The organism is Streptomyces sp. NPDC001858, assembly GCF_053594615.1.
The window spans coordinates 1-16597 of sequence record NZ_JBSFEV010000048.1 but is presented as its reverse complement, the minus strand read 5'-3'; the positions used below and the strand labels follow the sequence as shown (position 1 = coordinate 16597).

Here is a 16597-nt window from a genome sequence, read left to right as displayed (position 1 = left end):
GTCGTCTCATTCTCCGGATCCGTCCCCGCCGGCTGCGTCGAGGATGCCGGGCAGCGCTCCGAGGAACGCCTCCACCTCGTCGTCGCCGAGGTTCAGCGGCGGCATCAGCCGGACGACGTCGGGGGCGGGCACGTTCACCAGGAATCCGGCCTCCTGAGCCGCCTGCCGCACCTGAGGCGCGAGGGGCTCGGTGAGCACGATACCCAGGAGAAGGCCGGTTCCCCGGACATAATCGATCAACGGGTGGCCGACGCCCTGGATTCCGTCCCGCAACTTCTCGCTCTGCCGCTTGACGTTCTCCAGCAACCCCTCGTTCTCGATGGTGTCGAGAACGGCGAGTCCGGCGGCGCAGGCGACGGGGTTGCCGCCGAAGGTCGTCCCGTGGTGGCCGGGCTGCAGCAGTTCCGCGGCCCGTCCGAAGGCGACGGTCGCGCCCAGCGGCAGCCCGCCGCCGAGACCCTTGGCGAGCGTCACGACGTCCGGCAGGACGCCCTCGTGGGCCTGGTACTCGAACCAGTGCCCGGTGCGGCCGATGCCGGTCTGCACCTCGTCGAGGACGAGCAGCGCGCCGGTCGCGGCGGTGATCGCGCGGGCGGCCTTGAGGTAGCCGGCCGGCGGCACGACGACGCCGAGTTCGCCCTGCACGGGTTCGAGGATGACGAGCGCCGTCTCCTCGGTGACCGCGGCGGCCAGCGCCTGCGCGTCGCCGAACGGCACATGGGTGACGTCGCCGGGCAGCGGCAGGAACGGGTCGCGCTTGCCGGGCTGGCCGGTGAGCGCGAGGGCTCCCATGGTCCGGCCGTGGAAGGCGCCCTCGGTGGCGACGACGTGGGTCCGCCCGGTCAGCCGGCCGATCTTGAAGGCGGCCTCGTTGGCCTCGGCGCCCGAGTTGCAGAAGAAGACCCTGCCGTCCCGGCCGAAGAGCTGGAGCAGCCGCTCGGCGAGCGTCACGGTCGGCTCGGACATGAAGAAGTTGGAGATGTGGCCGAGCGAGCCGATCTGCCGGCTCACGGCGTCGACGACGGCCGGGTGGGCGTGGCCGAGCGCGTTGACCGCGATGCCGCCGACGAAGTCGAGGTACTCCTTGCCCTCGGCGTCCCGGACCCGGGTGCCCGCGCCGTGGGTCAGGGGCAGCAGCGGGGTGCCGTAGTTGTTCATGAGCGCGCTCTGCCACCGCGCGGTCAGTTCCTGGTTGCTCATGACGACTCCCCCTGTGCGTCCATGGTCCCGGCGGTGGTCACGGCTGTGTTCTCAGCTGTGGTCTGGGCTGTGGTCTGGGCTGTGGTCTCGGCCGCCGTCGCGTCCGGCTTCTCGTCGGCCACGACCATCGTGCCGATGCCTTCGTCGGTGAAGATCTCCAGCAGGATCGAGTGCTGGACCCGCCCGTCGATGACGCGGGCGGTGGTCACGCCGCCCCGCACGGCGTGCAGACAGCCCTCCATCTTGGGGACCATGCCCGAGCTCAAGTCCGGCAGCAGCTTCTCCAGTTGGGAGGCGGTGAGACGGCTGATCACCTCGTCGGAGTTCGGCCAGTCCTCGTAGAGGCCCTCGACGTCCGTGAGGACCATGAGGGTCTCGGCGCCCAGCGCGGCGGCGAGGGCCGCGGCCGCGGTATCGGCGTTGACGTTGTAGACATGGCCGTCGTCCTGGGAGCGGGCGATCGACGAGACGACCGGGATGCGGCCGTCGGCGAGCAGCGCCTCGATGGCGCCGGTGTCGATCGCGGTGATCTCGCCGACCCGTCCGATGTCGACCAGCTCGCCGTCGATCTCCGGCCGGTGCTTGGTGGCGGTGATGGTGTGCGCGTCCTCGCCGGTGAGTCCGACGGCGAGCGGGCCGTGCTGGTTGAGCAGTCCGACCAGTTCGCGCTGGACCTGCCCGGCGAGCACCATCCGGACGACGTCCATGGCCTCCTCGGTGGTGACGCGCAGGCCGGCCTTGAACTCGCTGACGATGCCGGCCTGGTCGAGCGCGGCGCTGATCTGCGGGCCGCCGCCGTGCACGACGACGGGCTTGAGGCCGGCGTGGTGCAGGAAGACGACGTCCTGGGCGAAGGCGGCCTTCAGGTCCTCGTCGATCATGGCGTTGCCGCCGAACTTGATCACGACGGTCTTGCCGTTGTGCCGGGTCAGCCAGGGCAGCGCCTCGATGAGGATCTGTGCCTTGGGCAGGGCGGTGTGCTTGCGTGTAGTGCTCATGACGAATAGGCGCTGTTCTCGTGGACGTAGTCCGCGGTGAGATCGTTGGTCCAGATGGTGGCCGTCTGCGTGCCCGCGGCCAGGTCGGCGACGATGTGGACCTCGCGGTAGCGCATGTCGACCTTGTCGCGGTCCTCGCCGACCCCGCCGTTCTTGCAGACCCAGACGCCGTTGATGGCGACGTTGAGCCGGTCCGGCTCGAAGGCGGCGGAGGTCGTGCCGATCGCGGACAGGACGCGGCCCCAGTTGGGGTCCTCGCCGTGGATGGCGCACTTGAGGAGGTTGTTGCGGGCGATGGAGCGGCCCACCTCGACGGCGTCGTCCTCGCTCGCGGCGTTGACGACCTCGATCCTGATGTCCTTGCTGGCGCCCTCGGCGTCCCGGATCAGCTGCTGTCCCAGGTCGTCGCAGACGGTCCGCACGGCCTCGGCGAACTCGGCGTACTCCGGAGTGACGCCGGCGGCGCCGGAGGCGAGCAGCAGCACGGTGTCGTTGGTGGACATGCAGCCGTCGGAGTCGACGCGGTCGAAGGTCGTCCGGGTCGCGGCCCGCAGCGCCTGGTCCAGCAGGTCGGGCTCGACGTCCGCGTCGGTGGTCAGGACGACCAGCATGGTGGCGAGGCCGGGGGCGAGCATGCCCGCGCCCTTGGCCATGCCGCCGACGGTCCAGCCGTCCTTGGCGACGACGGACGTCTTGTGGACGCTGTCGGTGGTCTTGATGGCGATGGCGGCCTTCTCGCCGCCGTGCGCGCTGAGGGCGGCGGCGGCGGTCTCGACGCCCGGGAGCAACTTGTCCATCGGCAGGAGCAGGCCGATGAGGCCGGTGGAGGCGACGGCGACCTCGGCGGCGTTCTGGCCGAGCACCTCGGCGACCTTCTCCGCGGTGGCGTGCGTGTCCTGGAAGCCCTTCGGTCCCGTGCAGGCGTTGGCGCCGCCGGAGTTGAGGACCACGGCGGTCACCTGACCGCCCTTGAGGACCTGCTCGGACCACAGCACGGGCGCGGCCTTGACGCGGTTGGAGGTGAAGACGCCGGCGGCGGCGCGGCGGGGCCCGGTGTTGACCACGAGGGCCAGGTCCGGGTTGCCGTTCTCCTTGATCCCGGCGGCGATGCCCGCCGCCGTGAATCCCTTGGCTGCCGTGACGCTCACGGTGCGACTCCGATCGTGGAAAGCCCGGTGCTCTCGTCGAGTCCGAGGGCGATGTTCATGCTCTGGAGGGCGCCGCCCGCGGTGCCCTTGGTCAGATTGTCGATGGCGCTGACGGCGATGATCCGGCCCGCGGCCTCGTCGAGGGCGACCTGCACCTGAACGGCGTTCGAACCGTGGACGGACGCCGTGGCGGGCCAGCGGCCCTCGGGCAGCAGGTGGACGAAGGGCTCGTCGGCGAAGGCCTTCTCGTAGGCGGCGCGGACGGACTCGGCGGTGACGCCGGGCCGCGCCTTGGCGCTGCAGGTGGCGAGGATGCCGCGGGACATCGGCGCGAGGGTGGGGGTGAAGGAGACGGAGACGTGCTCGCCGGCGGCCGCGCTGAGGTTCTGGATCATCTCGGGGGTGTGCCGGTGGCCGCCGCCGACGCCGTACGGCGACATGGAGCCCATGACCTCGGAGCCCAGCAGGTGCGTCTTGGGGGCCTTGCCCGCGCCGGAGGTGCCGGAGGCGGCGACGATCACGGCCTCGTGCTCGGCCAGGCCCGCCGTGTACGCCGGGAACAGCGCCAGCGACACCGCGGTGGGATAGCAACCGGGGACCGCGATGCGCTTGGACCCCTCCAGCGCGGCGCGGCCGCCCGGCAGTTCGGGGAGGCCGTAGGGCCAGGTCCCGGCGTGCGCGGAGCCGTAGAACTTCTCCCAGTCGGCCGCGTCCTTCAGCCGGAAGTCGGCGCCCATGTCGACGACGAGGACCTCCCGGCCGAGCTGTTCGGCGACGGCCGCGGACTGGCCGTGCGGGAGGGCGAGGAAGACGACGTCGTGTCCGGCGAGGGCCTCGGGGGTGGTCTCGGTGAGCACCCGGTCGGCCAGCGGCAGCAGGTGCGGCTGGAGCGCGCCCAGTTTCTGGCCCGCGTTGGAGTTGCCTGTCAGGGCGCCGATCTCGATCTCGGGGTGCGTCAGGAGCAGGCGCAGCAGCTCCCCGCCCGCATACCCGCTCGCTCCGGCCACCGCCGCGCGTACCACCATGGACTCCTCCTCCTGGATGGCATGACTATACGTTTCGATGCACGTTTATGCAATCTGCCGAGGGCGAGGCCCGCAGCGATCTTTGCCCAGGCGGTCGACGTGCGTAACCTCCGACGCCGGACGGGCGTGGGCCGCGCTCACCCACGCCTGCCGGGGTCCGTTACCGCTGTCTGATCCCCAGGAAGGTGATCGAGTTCGCCGGGAAGGTGTACGTGAACTTCGCGGCGGCCCCGGTGAAGGTGGACGTCACCGGTGCGACCGGCGTCTGCGTCTGCGTGTTCACCGCGTCCGGGGCGGCGGCCAGCGTGGTCACCTTCGCCTTGGCGGCGACCTCGGCGCCGCCGAGGTCGACGGCCGTGCGGGCGTCCGCGGCCTGGGCGTTGACGACCTTGACGATCAGGTCGCCGGTCTTCTTGTCCTGGGTGACCACCTGGCGGAACGGCTCGGCCGGCTTGTCGTCGGTGAAGCGGCCCCACTCCTTGCCGTCGAGGTAGAGGGTGACCCGGCGGCCCCGCACCTTGACGTCGACGTCGTAGGCGCGGCCCGTCTCGACGGACCCGGCCTGGGAGATCAGCGTCGACTTGCCGCCGTCGACGGCCTGCTCGACGGCGGACTGGGTGTTGTTCCAGCCGCCCAGGTTCCACCAGTAGAAGTTGCCGGTGTCCTTGACGCCGAATGCGATGAGGAAGCCTTCCTTCCCGGATTTCTTGGTCGCCTTCACGTGCAGGTCGTAGTCGTGCCAGGCGGTGTCACCGGCCGAGACCATGGTGTTCTCGGCGGCGGTGTCGGTCTGCACGTACTGCCCGTCCTGGAGCGACCAGCTGCCGCCGCCCGTGTGGGCCCACTGCGCGGCGTCGCCGGAGAAGTCGTCGCTGAGCAGCGGGCCGCCGTCCGCGTCCGTCACCTGCACGTCGTCGTAGGCCGCGCTGGTCGCCCAGGTGGACAGGCCGACGGCGCCGGTGATGGGGCCGGTCAGGGACGGGGTTCCGGTGGCCGTGGAGGGCACCACGCGGTCGCCGACGTTGGTCATGAACAGCTTCTGGACCTCGTAGTTGGCCGAGTTCCAGGAGGCGTGGTTGTTGAACCACACCATGTCCGGGCTCCACTGCACATAGTCCTCGTTGGCGAACAGCGGCGCGTAGGAGGCGAGTTTCACGACGTCGGCGTTGCGCTCCAGGCCGGTCATGAAGGCCGCTTCGGCGAGGCCGTTCTTGAAGGCGTTGCCCCAGGAGGCGTACTCGCCGAGGAAGACCTTCGGGCCGCTGCGGTCGTAGGAGTCGTAGCGGTCGTTGTTCTGCAGGAACCACTGTGTGCTGTTGTAGTAGTGCTCGTCGACCATGTCGACCTGGGCGTCCCTGTTGAGCTGCCAGGCCGTGTCGAAGGTCGAACCTGCGTCGTCCGGGCCGGAGTTGGAGATGACGGTGATGTTCGGGTACTTCGCCTCGATGGCGGCCCGGAACTCCTGGAAGCGGGCGAAGAACTCGTTCGGGAGGTTCTCCTCGTTGCCGACCTCGAGGTGGGTGAGGCGGAAGGGCCTGGGGTGGCCCATCTGGGCGCGCTTCCTGCCCCAGGTGGAGGTCACCGGGCCGTTGGCGAACTCGATGAGGTCGAGGGTGTCCTGGATGTGGCGCTGGAGCAGCGCGTCGTCGACGGTGGCCTTGTTCTGGCCGCAGCCGGTCACCAGGGCCGGGACGACGGGCAGCGGCATCGCGCCGATGTCCTCGGAGAGGCGGAAGTACTCGTAGTAGCCGAGGCCGTAACTCTGGTTGTAGCCCCAGAAGTTGGAGTTGACGGCGCGCTGCTCGACCGGGCCGATCGTGTCCTTCCACTGGTAGGAGCGGGCGCGCTGGTAGCCGGAGGCCTCGCTGTAGTCCTGCATGGAGCCGGTGTTGACCAGGCAGCCGCCGGGGAAGCGGACGAAGCCCGGTTTCAGGGCGGCGATCTTCTCGGCGAGGTCCTTGCGCAGGCCGTTGGGCTGGTGCTTGTAGGTGTCGCGGGGGAACAGGGACACCATGTCGAGGGCGGCCGCGGCGGCGGAGGCCACGGTGAGGCGGCCGTCGCTGCTGGTGCAGGTCGCGGTGAAGGTCGTCCGGTACCGGGCCCAGCCGCCGGTGCGCACGGCCACCTGACGGGCGGTCGCCAGGTGGCCGTCGGCATCCTGGAGGCTCACGGTGAGCGTGCTGCCGCTCTCGGCGCGGGCCCACACCGAGAAGTCGTACTTCTTGCCCTGCTCGACCCGGACACCGGTGTTGTAGCCGGCGTTGGTCACAGCCGAACCGGCGGCCAGGGAGAGGTAGTTGCGGTTGCGCTCGTTGAGGCGTCCGGTGTCGTTCAGGACCTGGGCTGCGCCGTCGACCGTCCAGGAGGTCAGCGGGGTGTACGCCTTGTTGTCTACCGTCGAGTACTCGAAGGAGCGGTTCTGCACGAGCTCGGCGTACAGACCGCCGTCGGCCGCCCGGTTGATGTCCTCGAAGAAGACGCCGTACATCGTGTCGTCGATCTTCGCGCCCCTGGCGGCGGGGTCGACGGTGATGGCGTAGTCGGTCACGGCCTCGGCGTGCGCGGGGACGGGCACGAGGGTGGTGGCCGTCAGGAGGGCGATCGCGCCGAGACCGACTCTCCAGCGGGTGCGGGTGGTGCTGCGTGACATGAATAACTCCGCGGCTCAGTGAAGCCCAATGATGCGAGTTGTTCGAAATATCAGACGATGATCAGCACTTCGAACGGCAAGATAGGTAGGTGACAGAGACGCGTCAATGGCGCGGGCAGCAGCGAAAGTGTCGGAAACACATCGGGAGCGAGGAACGGATGGACGAGTTCCGGCCGGTGCCGGACGTACTGGCGTACCTCGCCGGGAGCTGGCGGGTGACGCGGTCGGTACGGGACCGGGCGAGCGGCGACGAGGGCCGCTTCGACGGGGTCACCGTGTTCGGCGCGAGCGACGACGGCGGGCTGCTGCACCACGAGTGCGGCACGTTCGTCTGGCTCGGCGCGGCCCGGCCCGCCGAGCGCACCCTGCGCTTCCTGCCGGGGCCGACGCCCGGCACGGCGGACGTACGGTTCGCCGACGGCCGCCCGTTCCACGACCTGGACCTGCGCACGGGACGGCACCTCGCCGACCACCCCTGCTCGGCCGACCGCTACCGGGGCGAGTTCACCGTCCGGGACGCGGATCGCTGGCGGACGGTCTGGCAGGTGGCCGGACCCGCCAAGGACCTGCTCCTCACCACCGACTACGCGCGCGTGGGCTGAGCCGAGGCCCCTTCGAGGCGGAGGTTCCAGCGACCGGCCCGGCCGGTGACGGTGGTCGTGGACAGCGGGCGCACGTCGATGTTCCAGTACGTCGCGGGCGGCGCCTTGAGCACGTACACCAGGGCGGCCCGGATCACGCTCGGCTCGGCGACGGCGACGATGCGGCAGCCGTCCTCCGGCGGCCGGGTGTCGAGCCAGCCGCCGACCCGGGAGACGAACGCCAGCAACGACTCGCCGCCGTGCGGGGTGGCCAGCGGGTCGGCGAGCCAGGCGTCCACGGCCTGTGGCTCGCGGGCCATCGCCTCGCCCAGCGTGAAGCCGCGCCAGCGGCCCATGTCGCACTCCCGCAGGGCGAGCTGCACGAGCGGGGCGTAGCCGAGCGCGTCCCCGGTGGCCCGGCTGCGCCGGGTCGGCGAGCAGTAGCGCAGTTCGGCGGCGGCGAGCGGCACCAGGGCGTCGGCCGCGCGCACCACCTCGCCCCACTCCTCCTGGTCCAGCGGCCGGTCGTCCTCGAAGCGCTCCGCGAGCAGCGTGGAGCTGCGAGCGGCGGCGACGAATGTGACCCGAAGTGGCATGCGGAGATGGTGAGCCGCGCGACTGAGCAGGTCAAGAGCTGTTGTCCGACGGCCCGAAGAAAACTTACCGACGAGTCAGGATCTGCCGGACAAGTCACCGGAAAACAGCAGCGCCATCCATTGGTCCGGCTTCTGCAGCGCCTCGAAGCCGACCTGTTCGTACACTCCGTGCGCGTCGTGCGTGGCGAGCAGGACGCGCCGCAGCCCGTGCGGCCGCAGGTGGTCGCGTACCGCGGCGACGAGGGCGGTGCCGAGGCCCTTGCCCCGGACCGCCGGGTCCACGTACACGTCGCACAGCCACGCGAACGTCGCGAGGTCCGTCACCACGCGCGCGTAGGCGACCTGCTCGCCCGACGACGTGTCGTAGACGCCGAAGTTCAGCGACCCGGCGATCGCCCGGTCCTGCTTGTCGCGCTCGCGCCCGTGCGCCCAGTACGCGTCGGTGGACAGCCAGCGGTGCACCCGCTCGGCGTCGATCCGGGCGGGGTCGGCGGAGATCTCGTACCCCTCGGCGACGGCCGGGGTGAAGTCGATGGAGCTCATGGCCGGATCCTCACAAGCCGGCGTCCCTCATGTCGACCGGTTTGCGGGCCACACCTCGTCGCACGCCGCCCGCAGCCGCCGCACCCCCTCCGCGATCTCCTCCGTCCCGGCGACGGCCGCGAAGCTCAGCCGTACATGGGCGGCCGGGGGCTCGGCGCTGAAGTAGGGGCGGCCGGGGGTGAGGGCGACGCCCGCGCGCAAGGCCGCGGCCGTGAACACGGAGTCGTCCGCGCCGTCGGGCAGCCGCAGCCAGAGGTGGTAGCCGCCGGACGGGATGTGCGGGAGGGCGAGTTCGGGCAGCCGCAGCCGCAGCGCGGCGGCCATCGCGTCCCGCCGGACCCGCAGCTCGGCGGCCACGGCCCGCAGATGGCGCGGCCAGGCGGGCGAGCCGACGAGTTCCAGCGCCGCTTCCTGGAGCGGGCGGGGCACGAAGAAGGTGTCGACGACCTGGATGGCCCGCAGGCGGTCCAGGACCGGGCCGCGGGCGGCCAGGGCGCTGACCCGGAAGCTCGGCGAGGTCGCCTTGGTCAGCGAGCCGACGTGCACGACGACACCGTCCGGGTCCTCGGCGGCGAGCGGACGCGGCAGCTGACCGGCGTCCTCGTGGGCGAGCCGGCGCACGAAGTCGTCCTCGACGACGAAGGCGCCCGCCTCCCGCGCAATGCGCAGCACCTCGCCGCGCCGGCCGGCGGCCAGGACGGCCCCGGTCGGGTTCTGGAACAGGGGCTGGCAGACGAAGGCCCGGGCGCCGGTGGCCCGGAACGCGTCGGCGAGCAGCTCGGGCTTGACCCCGTCCGCGTCGACCGGGACCGGAACCGGGCGCAGTCCCGCCGATCGGGCGATGGCGAGCATCCCGGGGTAGGTCGGCGACTCGACGAGGACCGGTGCGCCGGGCGGGGCGAGGGCGCGCAGGGCGGTGGTCAGCGCCGCCTGGCCGCCCGCGCTGACCAGCACCTCGGCCGCGGTGACCGAGCCGCCGATGGTGCGCGCGAACCACTCCCGCAGCTCCGGCAGGCCCTCCATGGGCGGCCGTCCCCAGGCCCCGGGGCGCCGTCCGGCCCGGGCCAGGGCGGCGGCCATCGCCCGCTCCGGCTGGAGCGAGGGGTGGAGGTAGCCGCCGTTGAACTCGATCACGCCGGGCGGCGGGGCCGCCAGCGACACCGTCACCCCGGAGGCGTCCACCGAGCGCGGGACGAAGTCGCCGGAGCCGTCCGCGCTGAGCGCGACCTCCTGCCAGGAGGTGTCCCCGACGGGGGCGGCGCTCGCGCGCGGCGGCCGGGCCCGGAAGGCGCCGGCGCCGGGCCGGGTGACCACCAGCCCCTCGGCGGCCAGCTGCGCCAGCGCCCGCGAGACGGTCACCGGACTCACCCGGAACCGTTCGACCAGAGCCCGACTCGACGGCAGCTTTCCACCGGGAGAGTAGCGGTCGACCTCTCGTCGCAGCTGTTCTGCCAGTTCGCCCACACTGCTACGCTCTTGCATGAAGACACAGAGTAGCGCTACTGCACGCCCGGCGATAGCGGTCAGCACCCCGCGGCCGGCGAACCCGCAGTCGGCGAACCCGCGGCCTGCGCACCCGCAGCCGGCGAACCCGCAGCCGGGTCGGCTCGGCGTGCTCCAGGCCGCCCTGGGCGTCGTCGCCTTCTCCCTCACCTTCCCCGCCACCGCCTGGGGGCTGGAGGGCTTCGGCCCCTGGACGCTGGTCGCCGTCCGCAGCGTGCTGGCCGCCCTGATCGCGGGCGGGTGTCTGCTCGCCCTCCGGGTGCCGCTGCCCGCCCGGCGGCACTGGCCGGGGCTCGCCGTGGTGGCCGCGGGGGTCGTCGTCGGCTTCCCCCTGCTCACCACGCTCGCGTTGCGGACGTCGACGACCTCGCACGCCGCCGTGGTGGTCGGACTGCTGCCGCTGACCACCGCGCTGCTGTCCGCCCTGCGCATGGGCGCCCGCCCCTCCCGCACCTTCTGGGCGGCGGCGCTGGCCGGCGCGGTCGCCGTGGCCGCCTTCACCGTGCAGCAGAGCGGCGGGGCCCTGAGCGGCGCCGACCTGTATCTGTTCGGGGCGCTGCTGGTGTGCGCGGCCGGCTACACCGAGGGCGGCCGGCTGGCCCGGGTCATGCCGGGCTGGCAGGTCATCGGGTGGGCGCTGGTGTGCTGTCTGCCGCTCACCCTCCCCGCCGCCGCGCTCGCCCTGGCCCATGAGAGCGTCCACCTGACCGCGCACAGCGTGGCCGGGCTGCTGTGGGTCGCGGTCGGCTCGCAGTTCCTCGGCCTGGTCGTCTGGTACCGGGGCATGGCGGCGATCGGCATTCCCAGGGCCAGCCAGTTGCAGTTGGCCCAGCCGCTGCTCACACTGGTGTGGTCGGTGCTGCTGCTGGGCGAGCACCTCACACCCGCCGCTCCGCTGACCGCCGCGGCCGTGCTCCTCTGCATCGTCGTCACGCAGCGGGCGCGTGGCTAGGCTCGCCGTACATCGGCCGTATCCGGACCGTTCGGCCGTATCCGGACCGTGAGGAGGCCCACAGATGCGCGCAACCACGGGCGACCAGCTTGTCCAGCACGGCAGGGTGGTCGGCCAACACGACAAGGTCGGCGAGATCGTCGAGGTACTGGGCCAGGGCGGCAACCCGCCGTACCGCGTCCGCTTCGAGGACGGGCATGTGGGCGTGTGCTCTCCCGGCCCGGACACCGAGATCCGCCACAAGGCGACCGAGGAACGACGCTAGGCGCTCCGCTGGAGGTGCCGCGATGTGCCGTCGGTCGTCGCTCTGCTGCGGCGCCGTCGTGGCTGGTCGCGCCCGCGCGGCGGAGCCGCAAATGTCAGCGCCCCGCGCCCCTGAAGGGGCGCTGCCGAACCGCAATCAGCGCGGGGGCTCCGCGGGCTGTTGGTAGTGGTCGGCGATGACCTGTGCCATCGCCCCGATGCGGTCCGTGCGCACGTCCTTCGCCGCGAAGTAGACATGCCCGCGCACCTCCGGGTGGGCGGCGGCCAGCTCTACGTGGTCGGTCAGTTCGGCCGGGTCCTGCCAGGCCGCGGACTGCGCCGGGTCGCCGGCCCGGTAGAGGGCCTCGCCGATGTACAGCCGGGTGCGGCTGCCCTTGGCCACCCCCGCCCACCAGGGCACGAGCTTGGCGTAGTCGGCGGCCGAGAGCCCGATGTTCCAATACAGCTGCGGGACGATGTAGTCGAGCCAGCCCTCCCGCACCCACTTGCGGGTGTCGGCGTGGATGTCGTCGTACGACTGCAGCGCCTTGGTGTCCGAGCCCTTCGCGTCGGTGGAGGCGTTGCGCCACACCCCGAAGGGGCTGATCCCGAACTGGGTCTCGGGCCGGGTGGCCTTGATCCGGGTGGCCGTCTCCAGCACCAGCTTGTCGATGTTGTCGCGCCGCCAGGCGGCCCGGTTGGGGAAGGCGCCGCCGTGCGCGTCGTACGCCGCCGCGTCGTCGAAGGTCTGGCCGGCCACCGGGTACGGGTAGAAGTAGTCGTCGAAGTGCACGGCGTCCACCGGGTACTTCCGCACCGCGTCGAGGATCGCGTCCTGCACGAAGGCGCGGACCTCGGGCAGCCCGGGGTTGTAGTAGAGCTTCCCGCCGAACGACACCACCCAGTCCGGGTGCACGCGCGCGGGGTGGGTGGCGATGAGCTTCGTCGGGTCGTCGTGGGTCGCGACCCGGTACGGGTTGAACCAGGCGTGCAGCTGCAGCCCGCGCGCATGGGCCTCCGCGACGGCCGTGCCCAGCGGGTCCCAGCCCGGTGACCTGCCCTGGGTGCCGGTCAGCACCTGGGACCACGGCTCGTAGGGCGAGGGCCACAGCGCGTCGGCCGTGGGCCGCACCTGGAAGACCACCGTGTTGAGCCGCTTGCTCACCGCCAGATCGAGCCAGGCGATCAGCTCGGCGCGCTGCGCCGCGGCGCTCAGGCCGGACCGGGAGGGCCAGTCGCGGTTGCCGACGGTCGCCAGCCACATCCCCCGCATCTCGGTCGTCGCGCGCCGCTGCCCCGGGGGCGCGGCCCCCGGGCGCGCGGGCGCCGCCCCCGTCGTGGTGAACGCCGACAGCGCTGCCAGTGCGAAGGCCCGCCGGGACAGTCGCCCCATCACACACATCCCCACATACTCCGCGGATCCGCTCGGTCACGGATCGTTTCGGGGCCCAGCATGCCCCCACCCCGGCGATCGATCATCGATACTTGCTAGTAACGTGCACGATCGGAGCAGGCCGACCGGGATCCGGCGGACCTGCGACGGGCAACTTCAGTCAGCTTCAGTCAGCGCGGCGAAAGGGACGATGTGACCGACATCGAGCGGGTCGGAGTGGTCGGCTGCGGCCAGATGGGGGCGGGCATCGCCGAGGTCTGCGCGCGCGCCGGACTCGACGTGAAGGTCGCCGAGACCACCGGCGAGGCCCTGGAGTTCGGCCGGACCCGGCTGTTCAACTCGCTGGCCAAGGCCGCCGAGCGCGGCAAGATCTCCGAGCAGGAGCGGGACGCGACGCTGGCGCGGCTCAGCTTCACCACGGATCTCGGCGAGTTCGCCGACCGCGATCTGGTGGTCGAGGCCGTGGTCGAGAACGAGCAGGTCAAGACCGAGATCTTCCAGGTCCTCGACCAGGTCGTGACCCGCCGGGACGCGATCCTGGCCTCCAACACCTCCTCCATCCCGCTGGTGAAGCTCGCGGTCGCCACCTCGCGGCCCGACCAGGTCGTCGGCATCCACTTCTTCAACCCGGCCCCGGTGCAGCAGCTCGTCGAGCTGATCCCGGCGCTGACCACCTCCGAGGGCACGCTCGGGCGGGCGCAGCTGTTCGCCGAGAAGGTGCTGGGCAAGCACGCGATCCGGGCCCAGGACCGCTCCGGCTTCGTGGTCAACGCGCTGCTGATCCCCTATCTGCTCTCCGCGATCCGGATGTTCGAGACGGGCATCGCCAGCCGCGAGGACATCGACAACGGCATGGAGATGGGCTGCGCCCACCCGATGGGCCCGCTGAAGCTGTCCGACCTGATCGGCCTGGACACGGTCGCGTCGGTCGCGTTCTCGATGTACGAGGAGTACAAGGAGCCGCTGTACGCCGCTCCCCCGCTGCTCCAGCGCATGGTGGACGCGGGCCGGCTGGGCCGCAAGACCGGCTCGGGCTTCTATACGTACTGATCACCGGCAGGCACTGCTCACCGGCACGTCCTGCTCACTCTCAGACCGCTCACCGGCAGTGAACGGCACGGGCCCGGCGCTCTTCGGACGCGCCGGGCCCGCCGTGTTCGCACGCCGTGTGCACACCGGGCCCGCATATGCCCCGCGCACACTCTCCCCACCGGCTCACCAGGCGAGTTCACTCATCGTGCACCTACAAGGGATGTGAGACGACTACGGAAAGGAGCGGACACGTGACCGCCGATCCCGAGCATCCCGTCGTCCATGGAGAACTCGCGGAGTTACGACGCCGGCTCGACGTCGCGTACGCCCGAGTCGAGGGCGGGCTCGCCCTGCTGACGCACCGTACCGAGGAGACCGCCAAGGAGCTCGACGAACTCAAGCCCCGCATCGTGACGTTGGAGCACGCGCGCTGGCCGCTGCCGGCCATCGCCGCGCTCACCGCCGTCGGCGCACTGATCGTGACGATCTGGCAGGCCTTCAGCCGAGCCTGAGGTGATGCAGCAGCATCAACGCGGCCGCCATGTTGGCGGCCGGGACCTCCCCCCGGGCGACCAGGTCGGGAACGAGCTTGAGCGGGACCCACTCCCGGCGGTCCGACTCGAAGTCGTCCACCGGATGTCCCACGTACTCGCCGTGGTCCGACCAGTAGATGTGGTGGACGGCGTCGGTGAGCCCGTTGGACGGCTCCACGCTCATCAGATGGTGCAGCAGCCCCGGTCGCCAGCCGGTCTCCTCCTCGAGTTCCCTGGCGGCCGCGCGGGCGACGTCCTCGCCGTCCTCGACCACGCCCGCCGCGAGTTCCCACCCCCAGCTGTCGGTGATGAAACGGTGTCGCCACAGCAGGAGTACCTCGTTGGCCGCGTTCACGACGGTCGCCACCGCGACGGGCCTCAGCCGGATCAGGAAGTGGTCCAGATGCCGGCCGTCCGGCAGCTCCACATCTGCCAGGTTGACGCTGAACCAGCGGTTTTCATACACAGTTTGTTCGTTCTGTTTCGTCCACTGCACGGTTCTGCCACCTTCCGTCGAGTAAGTGGCAATATCGCAGCAGGAACTATGCAGCATCGGCGTCTACAACGGCACCCGCAGCGCTCCGTCGATGAGTTCGGCGGCCTCGGCGGTGCCGGCACAGTCGCTGCGCACCAGGTGCTCGCGCACCGCGCGCAGTCTGTCCCGCAGGCGCTGGGACTCCATTCCGCGCGCCTGTTCGGCCATCCGCACCGCGGTGACCACCGCTTTGTCGGCGTTGCCCTGACGCAGTTCGATCGTGCTGAGCATGGCCAGCCGGTGCACCCGCCCGCGATCGTGCGCCGGGGTGCCGACGGCGGCCACGGCGTGCTCCGCGGCGGCGGTGAGGTCGCCCAGGCTGAGCAGCGCCTCCGCCACCTGGACGTTGACCAGGCCCGGCTGGACATAGCCGGTCTCGTCGGGTTCCCGCCCGCGCAGGATGCGTTCGGCGGCCGTCTCGGCCCGCCGGATGCACGACAGGGCGCTCGTGCCGTCGCCGAGGTGGGCGTACGCCTTGGCCTGCATCGCGTAGAGGTCGGAGGCGAGGGCGGGCGTGATGTGCTTGCCCGCCGCCCGCAACGCCGCCTCCGCGAAGGCGACGGCCTGCCGGTACTCCCGCATGAACAACGACTGGTTGACGAGGAGGGCGATGACATACGCGCCAAGTCCACGGTCCCCACTGGCCTTTGCCAGCCGCAGCGCCTGATGGAAGTACCGCTGGGCCAGCCCGTGCGCATCGGAGTCGTAGGCGCAGATCCCGGCGACCGCCACCAACCCGCCGGTGGCGCGGTGCAGTTGACGGCCCGTCTCGTCGGTGTAGCTGCCGCGCAGCAGGGGGGCCGCCTCGGCGTTGAGGAAGCCGACGACCCGGCTGCGGGTCGCGATGCCGCCCGCCTTGCGGTACATCTGCTCGTAGTGGGCGCGGGCGGCGCGCAGCATGTCGATGTCGGCGGAGGTCACGCGATGCCGGCCGCCGCGGGAGACGTCCACGTCCTCCGGCGGGTTCTCCCACTCCCACACCGGCATCACGGCCGGGGTGCCGGTGACGGCGGGCGCGCCCAGGACGTGCGGGCGCTGCTGCTCGTCGGAGCGCCACAGGGCGGTGGCCCGCTCGACGAAGCCGGAGAGCGAGGTGCCGTGCGGGGAGGACGGCTCGCCCGGGACGCCCAGGCCGATGTCGTCGAGGGTGACCGGCCGGTGCAGCCGCGCCGCGAGCACCTCACAGATCAGGTCGGGCACCTGCCCGCGCGGCCGCTGACCTTTCAGCCACCGGGCGACCGCCGTGTGCTCGTACCGCAGGGCGAGTCCGCGGACCCGACCGGCCTGGTTGACATGGGCGGCCAGACCCGCATGCGAGATGCCCGCCTCGTCCAGGATCGCGTCGAGCAGAGTGTTGGGCTGCATGGGTGCCCCCCGGTGCCTCGGTGCCGACAGCGTAATGGGTGCGTCTTCACACGGGGTGTGAACCGAGTGCCCGCATTCGTAGCGTGCGCGCGCTGTCGCTGAGCGTTTCCGGCCGATTGACTGGAGCGCCTCGCAAGAGGTTCGCCGGGCCGCCGGCTCCCCCTCAATGAAACGGCGGCCCGGCGAAACGCTCCGCGGGTTGAACCGGGCTACGGTGCGTTGTCGGGTGCGGGTGGACTGTGGCCGGTCGCGCAGTTCCCCGCGCCCCTGGGTGGGCTGCAGCCCAGCCAGGGGCGCGGG

Annotated in this window: 16 protein-coding genes; 5 read left to right on the top strand and 11 right to left on the bottom strand. The window is 71.6% G+C overall.

From position 1 onward, the window contains the following. Positions 1 to 6: 6 nt before the first annotated feature. From ACWCPF_RS39840 to ACWCPF_RS39820, 5 genes are all read right to left on the bottom strand, one after another. The gene (locus ACWCPF_RS39840; protein WP_451050036.1) at positions 7 to 1200 is read right to left on the bottom strand and encodes an acetylornithine transaminase; all 1194 of its coding nucleotides are present in this window, start codon (positions 1198 to 1200) and stop codon (positions 7 to 9) included. Beyond that, on the bottom strand, positions 1197 to 2198 hold the full coding sequence (gene argB, locus ACWCPF_RS39835; RefSeq protein ID WP_451050035.1) for an acetylglutamate kinase: 1002 nt from the start codon (positions 2196 to 2198) through the stop codon (positions 1197 to 1199). Before argB ends, ACWCPF_RS39840 begins: the two co-directional genes overlap by 4 nt. Further along, positions 2195 to 3346 (bottom strand): bifunctional glutamate N-acetyltransferase/amino-acid acetyltransferase ArgJ, encoded by a 1152-nt coding sequence (argJ, locus tag ACWCPF_RS39830; protein ID WP_451050034.1) that lies wholly within the window; start codon positions 3344 to 3346, stop codon positions 2195 to 2197. The genes argB and argJ overlap by 4 nt, the downstream gene beginning before the upstream one ends. Next, complete coding sequence (gene argC, locus ACWCPF_RS39825; protein ID WP_451050033.1) at positions 3343 to 4371, bottom strand: N-acetyl-gamma-glutamyl-phosphate reductase; 1029 nt, start codon at positions 4369 to 4371, stop codon at positions 3343 to 3345. The genes argJ and argC overlap by 4 nt, the downstream gene beginning before the upstream one ends. A gap of 160 nt (positions 4372 to 4531) precedes the next feature. Continuing rightward, positions 4532 to 7021, bottom strand: coding sequence for an alpha-L-arabinofuranosidase C-terminal domain-containing protein (locus ACWCPF_RS39820; RefSeq protein WP_451050032.1), 2490 nt, complete (start codon positions 7019 to 7021; stop codon positions 4532 to 4534). A 158-nt stretch (positions 7022 to 7179) separates the two neighbouring features. Here ACWCPF_RS39820 and ACWCPF_RS39815 point away from each other — a divergent pair, with 158 nt between their 5' ends. After that, on the top strand, positions 7180 to 7623 hold the full coding sequence (locus tag ACWCPF_RS39815) for a DUF6314 family protein (protein WP_451050031.1): 444 nt from the start codon (positions 7180 to 7182) through the stop codon (positions 7621 to 7623). Here ACWCPF_RS39815 and ACWCPF_RS39810 read toward each other — a convergent pair. The 3 genes from ACWCPF_RS39810 to ACWCPF_RS39800 form a co-directional block, all read right to left on the bottom strand. Continuing rightward, positions 7605 to 8198, bottom strand: a complete 594-nt coding sequence (locus tag ACWCPF_RS39810) for a histidine phosphatase family protein (RefSeq protein ID WP_363172805.1) — start codon at positions 8196 to 8198, stop codon at positions 7605 to 7607. The genes ACWCPF_RS39815 and ACWCPF_RS39810 overlap by 19 nt on opposite strands. 75 nt (positions 8199 to 8273) lie before the next feature. Next, entirely contained in the window at positions 8274 to 8741 is a 468-nt protein-coding gene (locus ACWCPF_RS39805; protein ID WP_451050030.1) for a GNAT family N-acetyltransferase, read from the bottom strand. Positions 8742 to 8768: 27 nt separating this feature from the next. Next, positions 8769 to 10223 carry an aminotransferase-like domain-containing protein gene (locus ACWCPF_RS39800; RefSeq protein WP_451050029.1) on the bottom strand — a complete coding sequence of 485 codons (1455 nt, stop codon included), beginning with the start codon at positions 10221 to 10223 and terminating at the stop codon, positions 8769 to 8771. Here ACWCPF_RS39800 and ACWCPF_RS39795 point away from each other — a divergent pair. Continuing rightward, positions 10222 to 11196 (top strand): DMT family transporter, encoded by a 975-nt coding sequence (locus ACWCPF_RS39795; RefSeq protein ID WP_451050028.1) that lies wholly within the window; start codon positions 10222 to 10224, stop codon positions 11194 to 11196. The genes ACWCPF_RS39800 and ACWCPF_RS39795 overlap by 2 nt on opposite strands. 64 nt (positions 11197 to 11260) lie before the next feature. Then, positions 11261 to 11461 (top strand): DUF1918 domain-containing protein, encoded by a 201-nt coding sequence (locus tag ACWCPF_RS39790; protein ID WP_451050027.1) that lies wholly within the window; start codon positions 11261 to 11263, stop codon positions 11459 to 11461. A 135-nt stretch (positions 11462 to 11596) separates the two neighbouring features. On the opposite strand, the gene ACWCPF_RS39785 is transcribed toward ACWCPF_RS39790, so the two are convergent. Continuing rightward, positions 11597 to 12832 (bottom strand): glycoside hydrolase family 10 protein, encoded by a 1236-nt coding sequence (locus ACWCPF_RS39785; protein ID WP_451050026.1) that lies wholly within the window; start codon positions 12830 to 12832, stop codon positions 11597 to 11599. Positions 12833 to 13024: 192 nt separating this feature from the next. On the opposite strand from ACWCPF_RS39785, the gene ACWCPF_RS39780 reads away from it, so the two are divergent. Together ACWCPF_RS39780 and ACWCPF_RS39775 are read left to right on the top strand one after the other, a co-directional pair. Then, positions 13025 to 13882 (top strand): 3-hydroxybutyryl-CoA dehydrogenase, encoded by an 858-nt coding sequence (locus ACWCPF_RS39780; RefSeq protein WP_451050025.1) that lies wholly within the window; start codon positions 13025 to 13027, stop codon positions 13880 to 13882. A gap of 233 nt (positions 13883 to 14115) precedes the next feature. Continuing rightward, a complete protein-coding gene (locus ACWCPF_RS39775) occupies positions 14116 to 14376 on the top strand; it encodes a hypothetical protein (RefSeq protein ID WP_451050024.1) in 261 nt (86 codons plus the stop codon). Here ACWCPF_RS39775 and ACWCPF_RS39770 read toward each other — a convergent pair. Then, positions 14363 to 14893 (bottom strand): NUDIX hydrolase, encoded by a 531-nt coding sequence (locus tag ACWCPF_RS39770; protein ID WP_451050023.1) that lies wholly within the window; start codon positions 14891 to 14893, stop codon positions 14363 to 14365. The two genes, ACWCPF_RS39775 and ACWCPF_RS39770, sit on opposite strands and share 14 nt — an antisense overlap. A gap of 63 nt (positions 14894 to 14956) precedes the next feature. Next, the gene (locus ACWCPF_RS39765) at positions 14957 to 16297 is read right to left on the bottom strand and encodes a transcriptional regulator (RefSeq protein WP_451050022.1); all 1341 of its coding nucleotides are present in this window, start codon (positions 16295 to 16297) and stop codon (positions 14957 to 14959) included. Positions 16298 to 16597: the final 300 nt, after the last annotated feature.

Bases quoted from the DNA above. Each gene is read 5' to 3' on its own strand.
- ACWCPF_RS39840 (WP_451050036.1), bottom strand. From the start codon at position 1,200: ATGAGCAACCAGGAACTGACCGCGCGGTGGCAGAGCGCGCTCATGAAC.
- argB (WP_451050035.1), bottom strand. From the start codon at position 2,198: ATGAGCACTACACGCAAGCACACCGCCCTGCCCAAGGCACAGATCCTC.
- argC (WP_451050033.1), bottom strand. From the start codon at position 4,371: ATGGTGGTACGCGCGGCGGTGGCCGGAGCGAGCGGGTATGCGGGCGGG.
- ACWCPF_RS39820 (WP_451050032.1), bottom strand. From the start codon at position 7,021: ATGTCACGCAGCACCACCCGCACCCGCTGGAGAGTCGGTCTCGGCGCG.
- ACWCPF_RS39815 (WP_451050031.1), top strand. From the start codon at position 7,180: ATGGACGAGTTCCGGCCGGTGCCGGACGTACTGGCGTACCTCGCCGGG.
- ACWCPF_RS39810 (WP_363172805.1), bottom strand. From the start codon at position 8,198: ATGCCACTTCGGGTCACATTCGTCGCCGCCGCTCGCAGCTCCACGCTG.
- ACWCPF_RS39805 (WP_451050030.1), bottom strand. From the start codon at position 8,741: ATGAGCTCCATCGACTTCACCCCGGCCGTCGCCGAGGGGTACGAGATC.
- ACWCPF_RS39795 (WP_451050028.1), top strand. From the start codon at position 10,222: ATGAAGACACAGAGTAGCGCTACTGCACGCCCGGCGATAGCGGTCAGC.
- ACWCPF_RS39800 (WP_451050029.1), bottom strand. From the start codon at position 10,223: ATGCAAGAGCGTAGCAGTGTGGGCGAACTGGCAGAACAGCTGCGACGA.
- ACWCPF_RS39790 (WP_451050027.1), top strand. From the start codon at position 11,261: ATGCGCGCAACCACGGGCGACCAGCTTGTCCAGCACGGCAGGGTGGTC.
- ACWCPF_RS39785 (WP_451050026.1), bottom strand. From the start codon at position 12,832: ATGGGGCGACTGTCCCGGCGGGCCTTCGCACTGGCAGCGCTGTCGGCG.
- ACWCPF_RS39765 (WP_451050022.1), bottom strand. From the start codon at position 16,297: ATGCAGCCCAACACTCTGCTCGACGCGATCCTGGACGAGGCGGGCATC.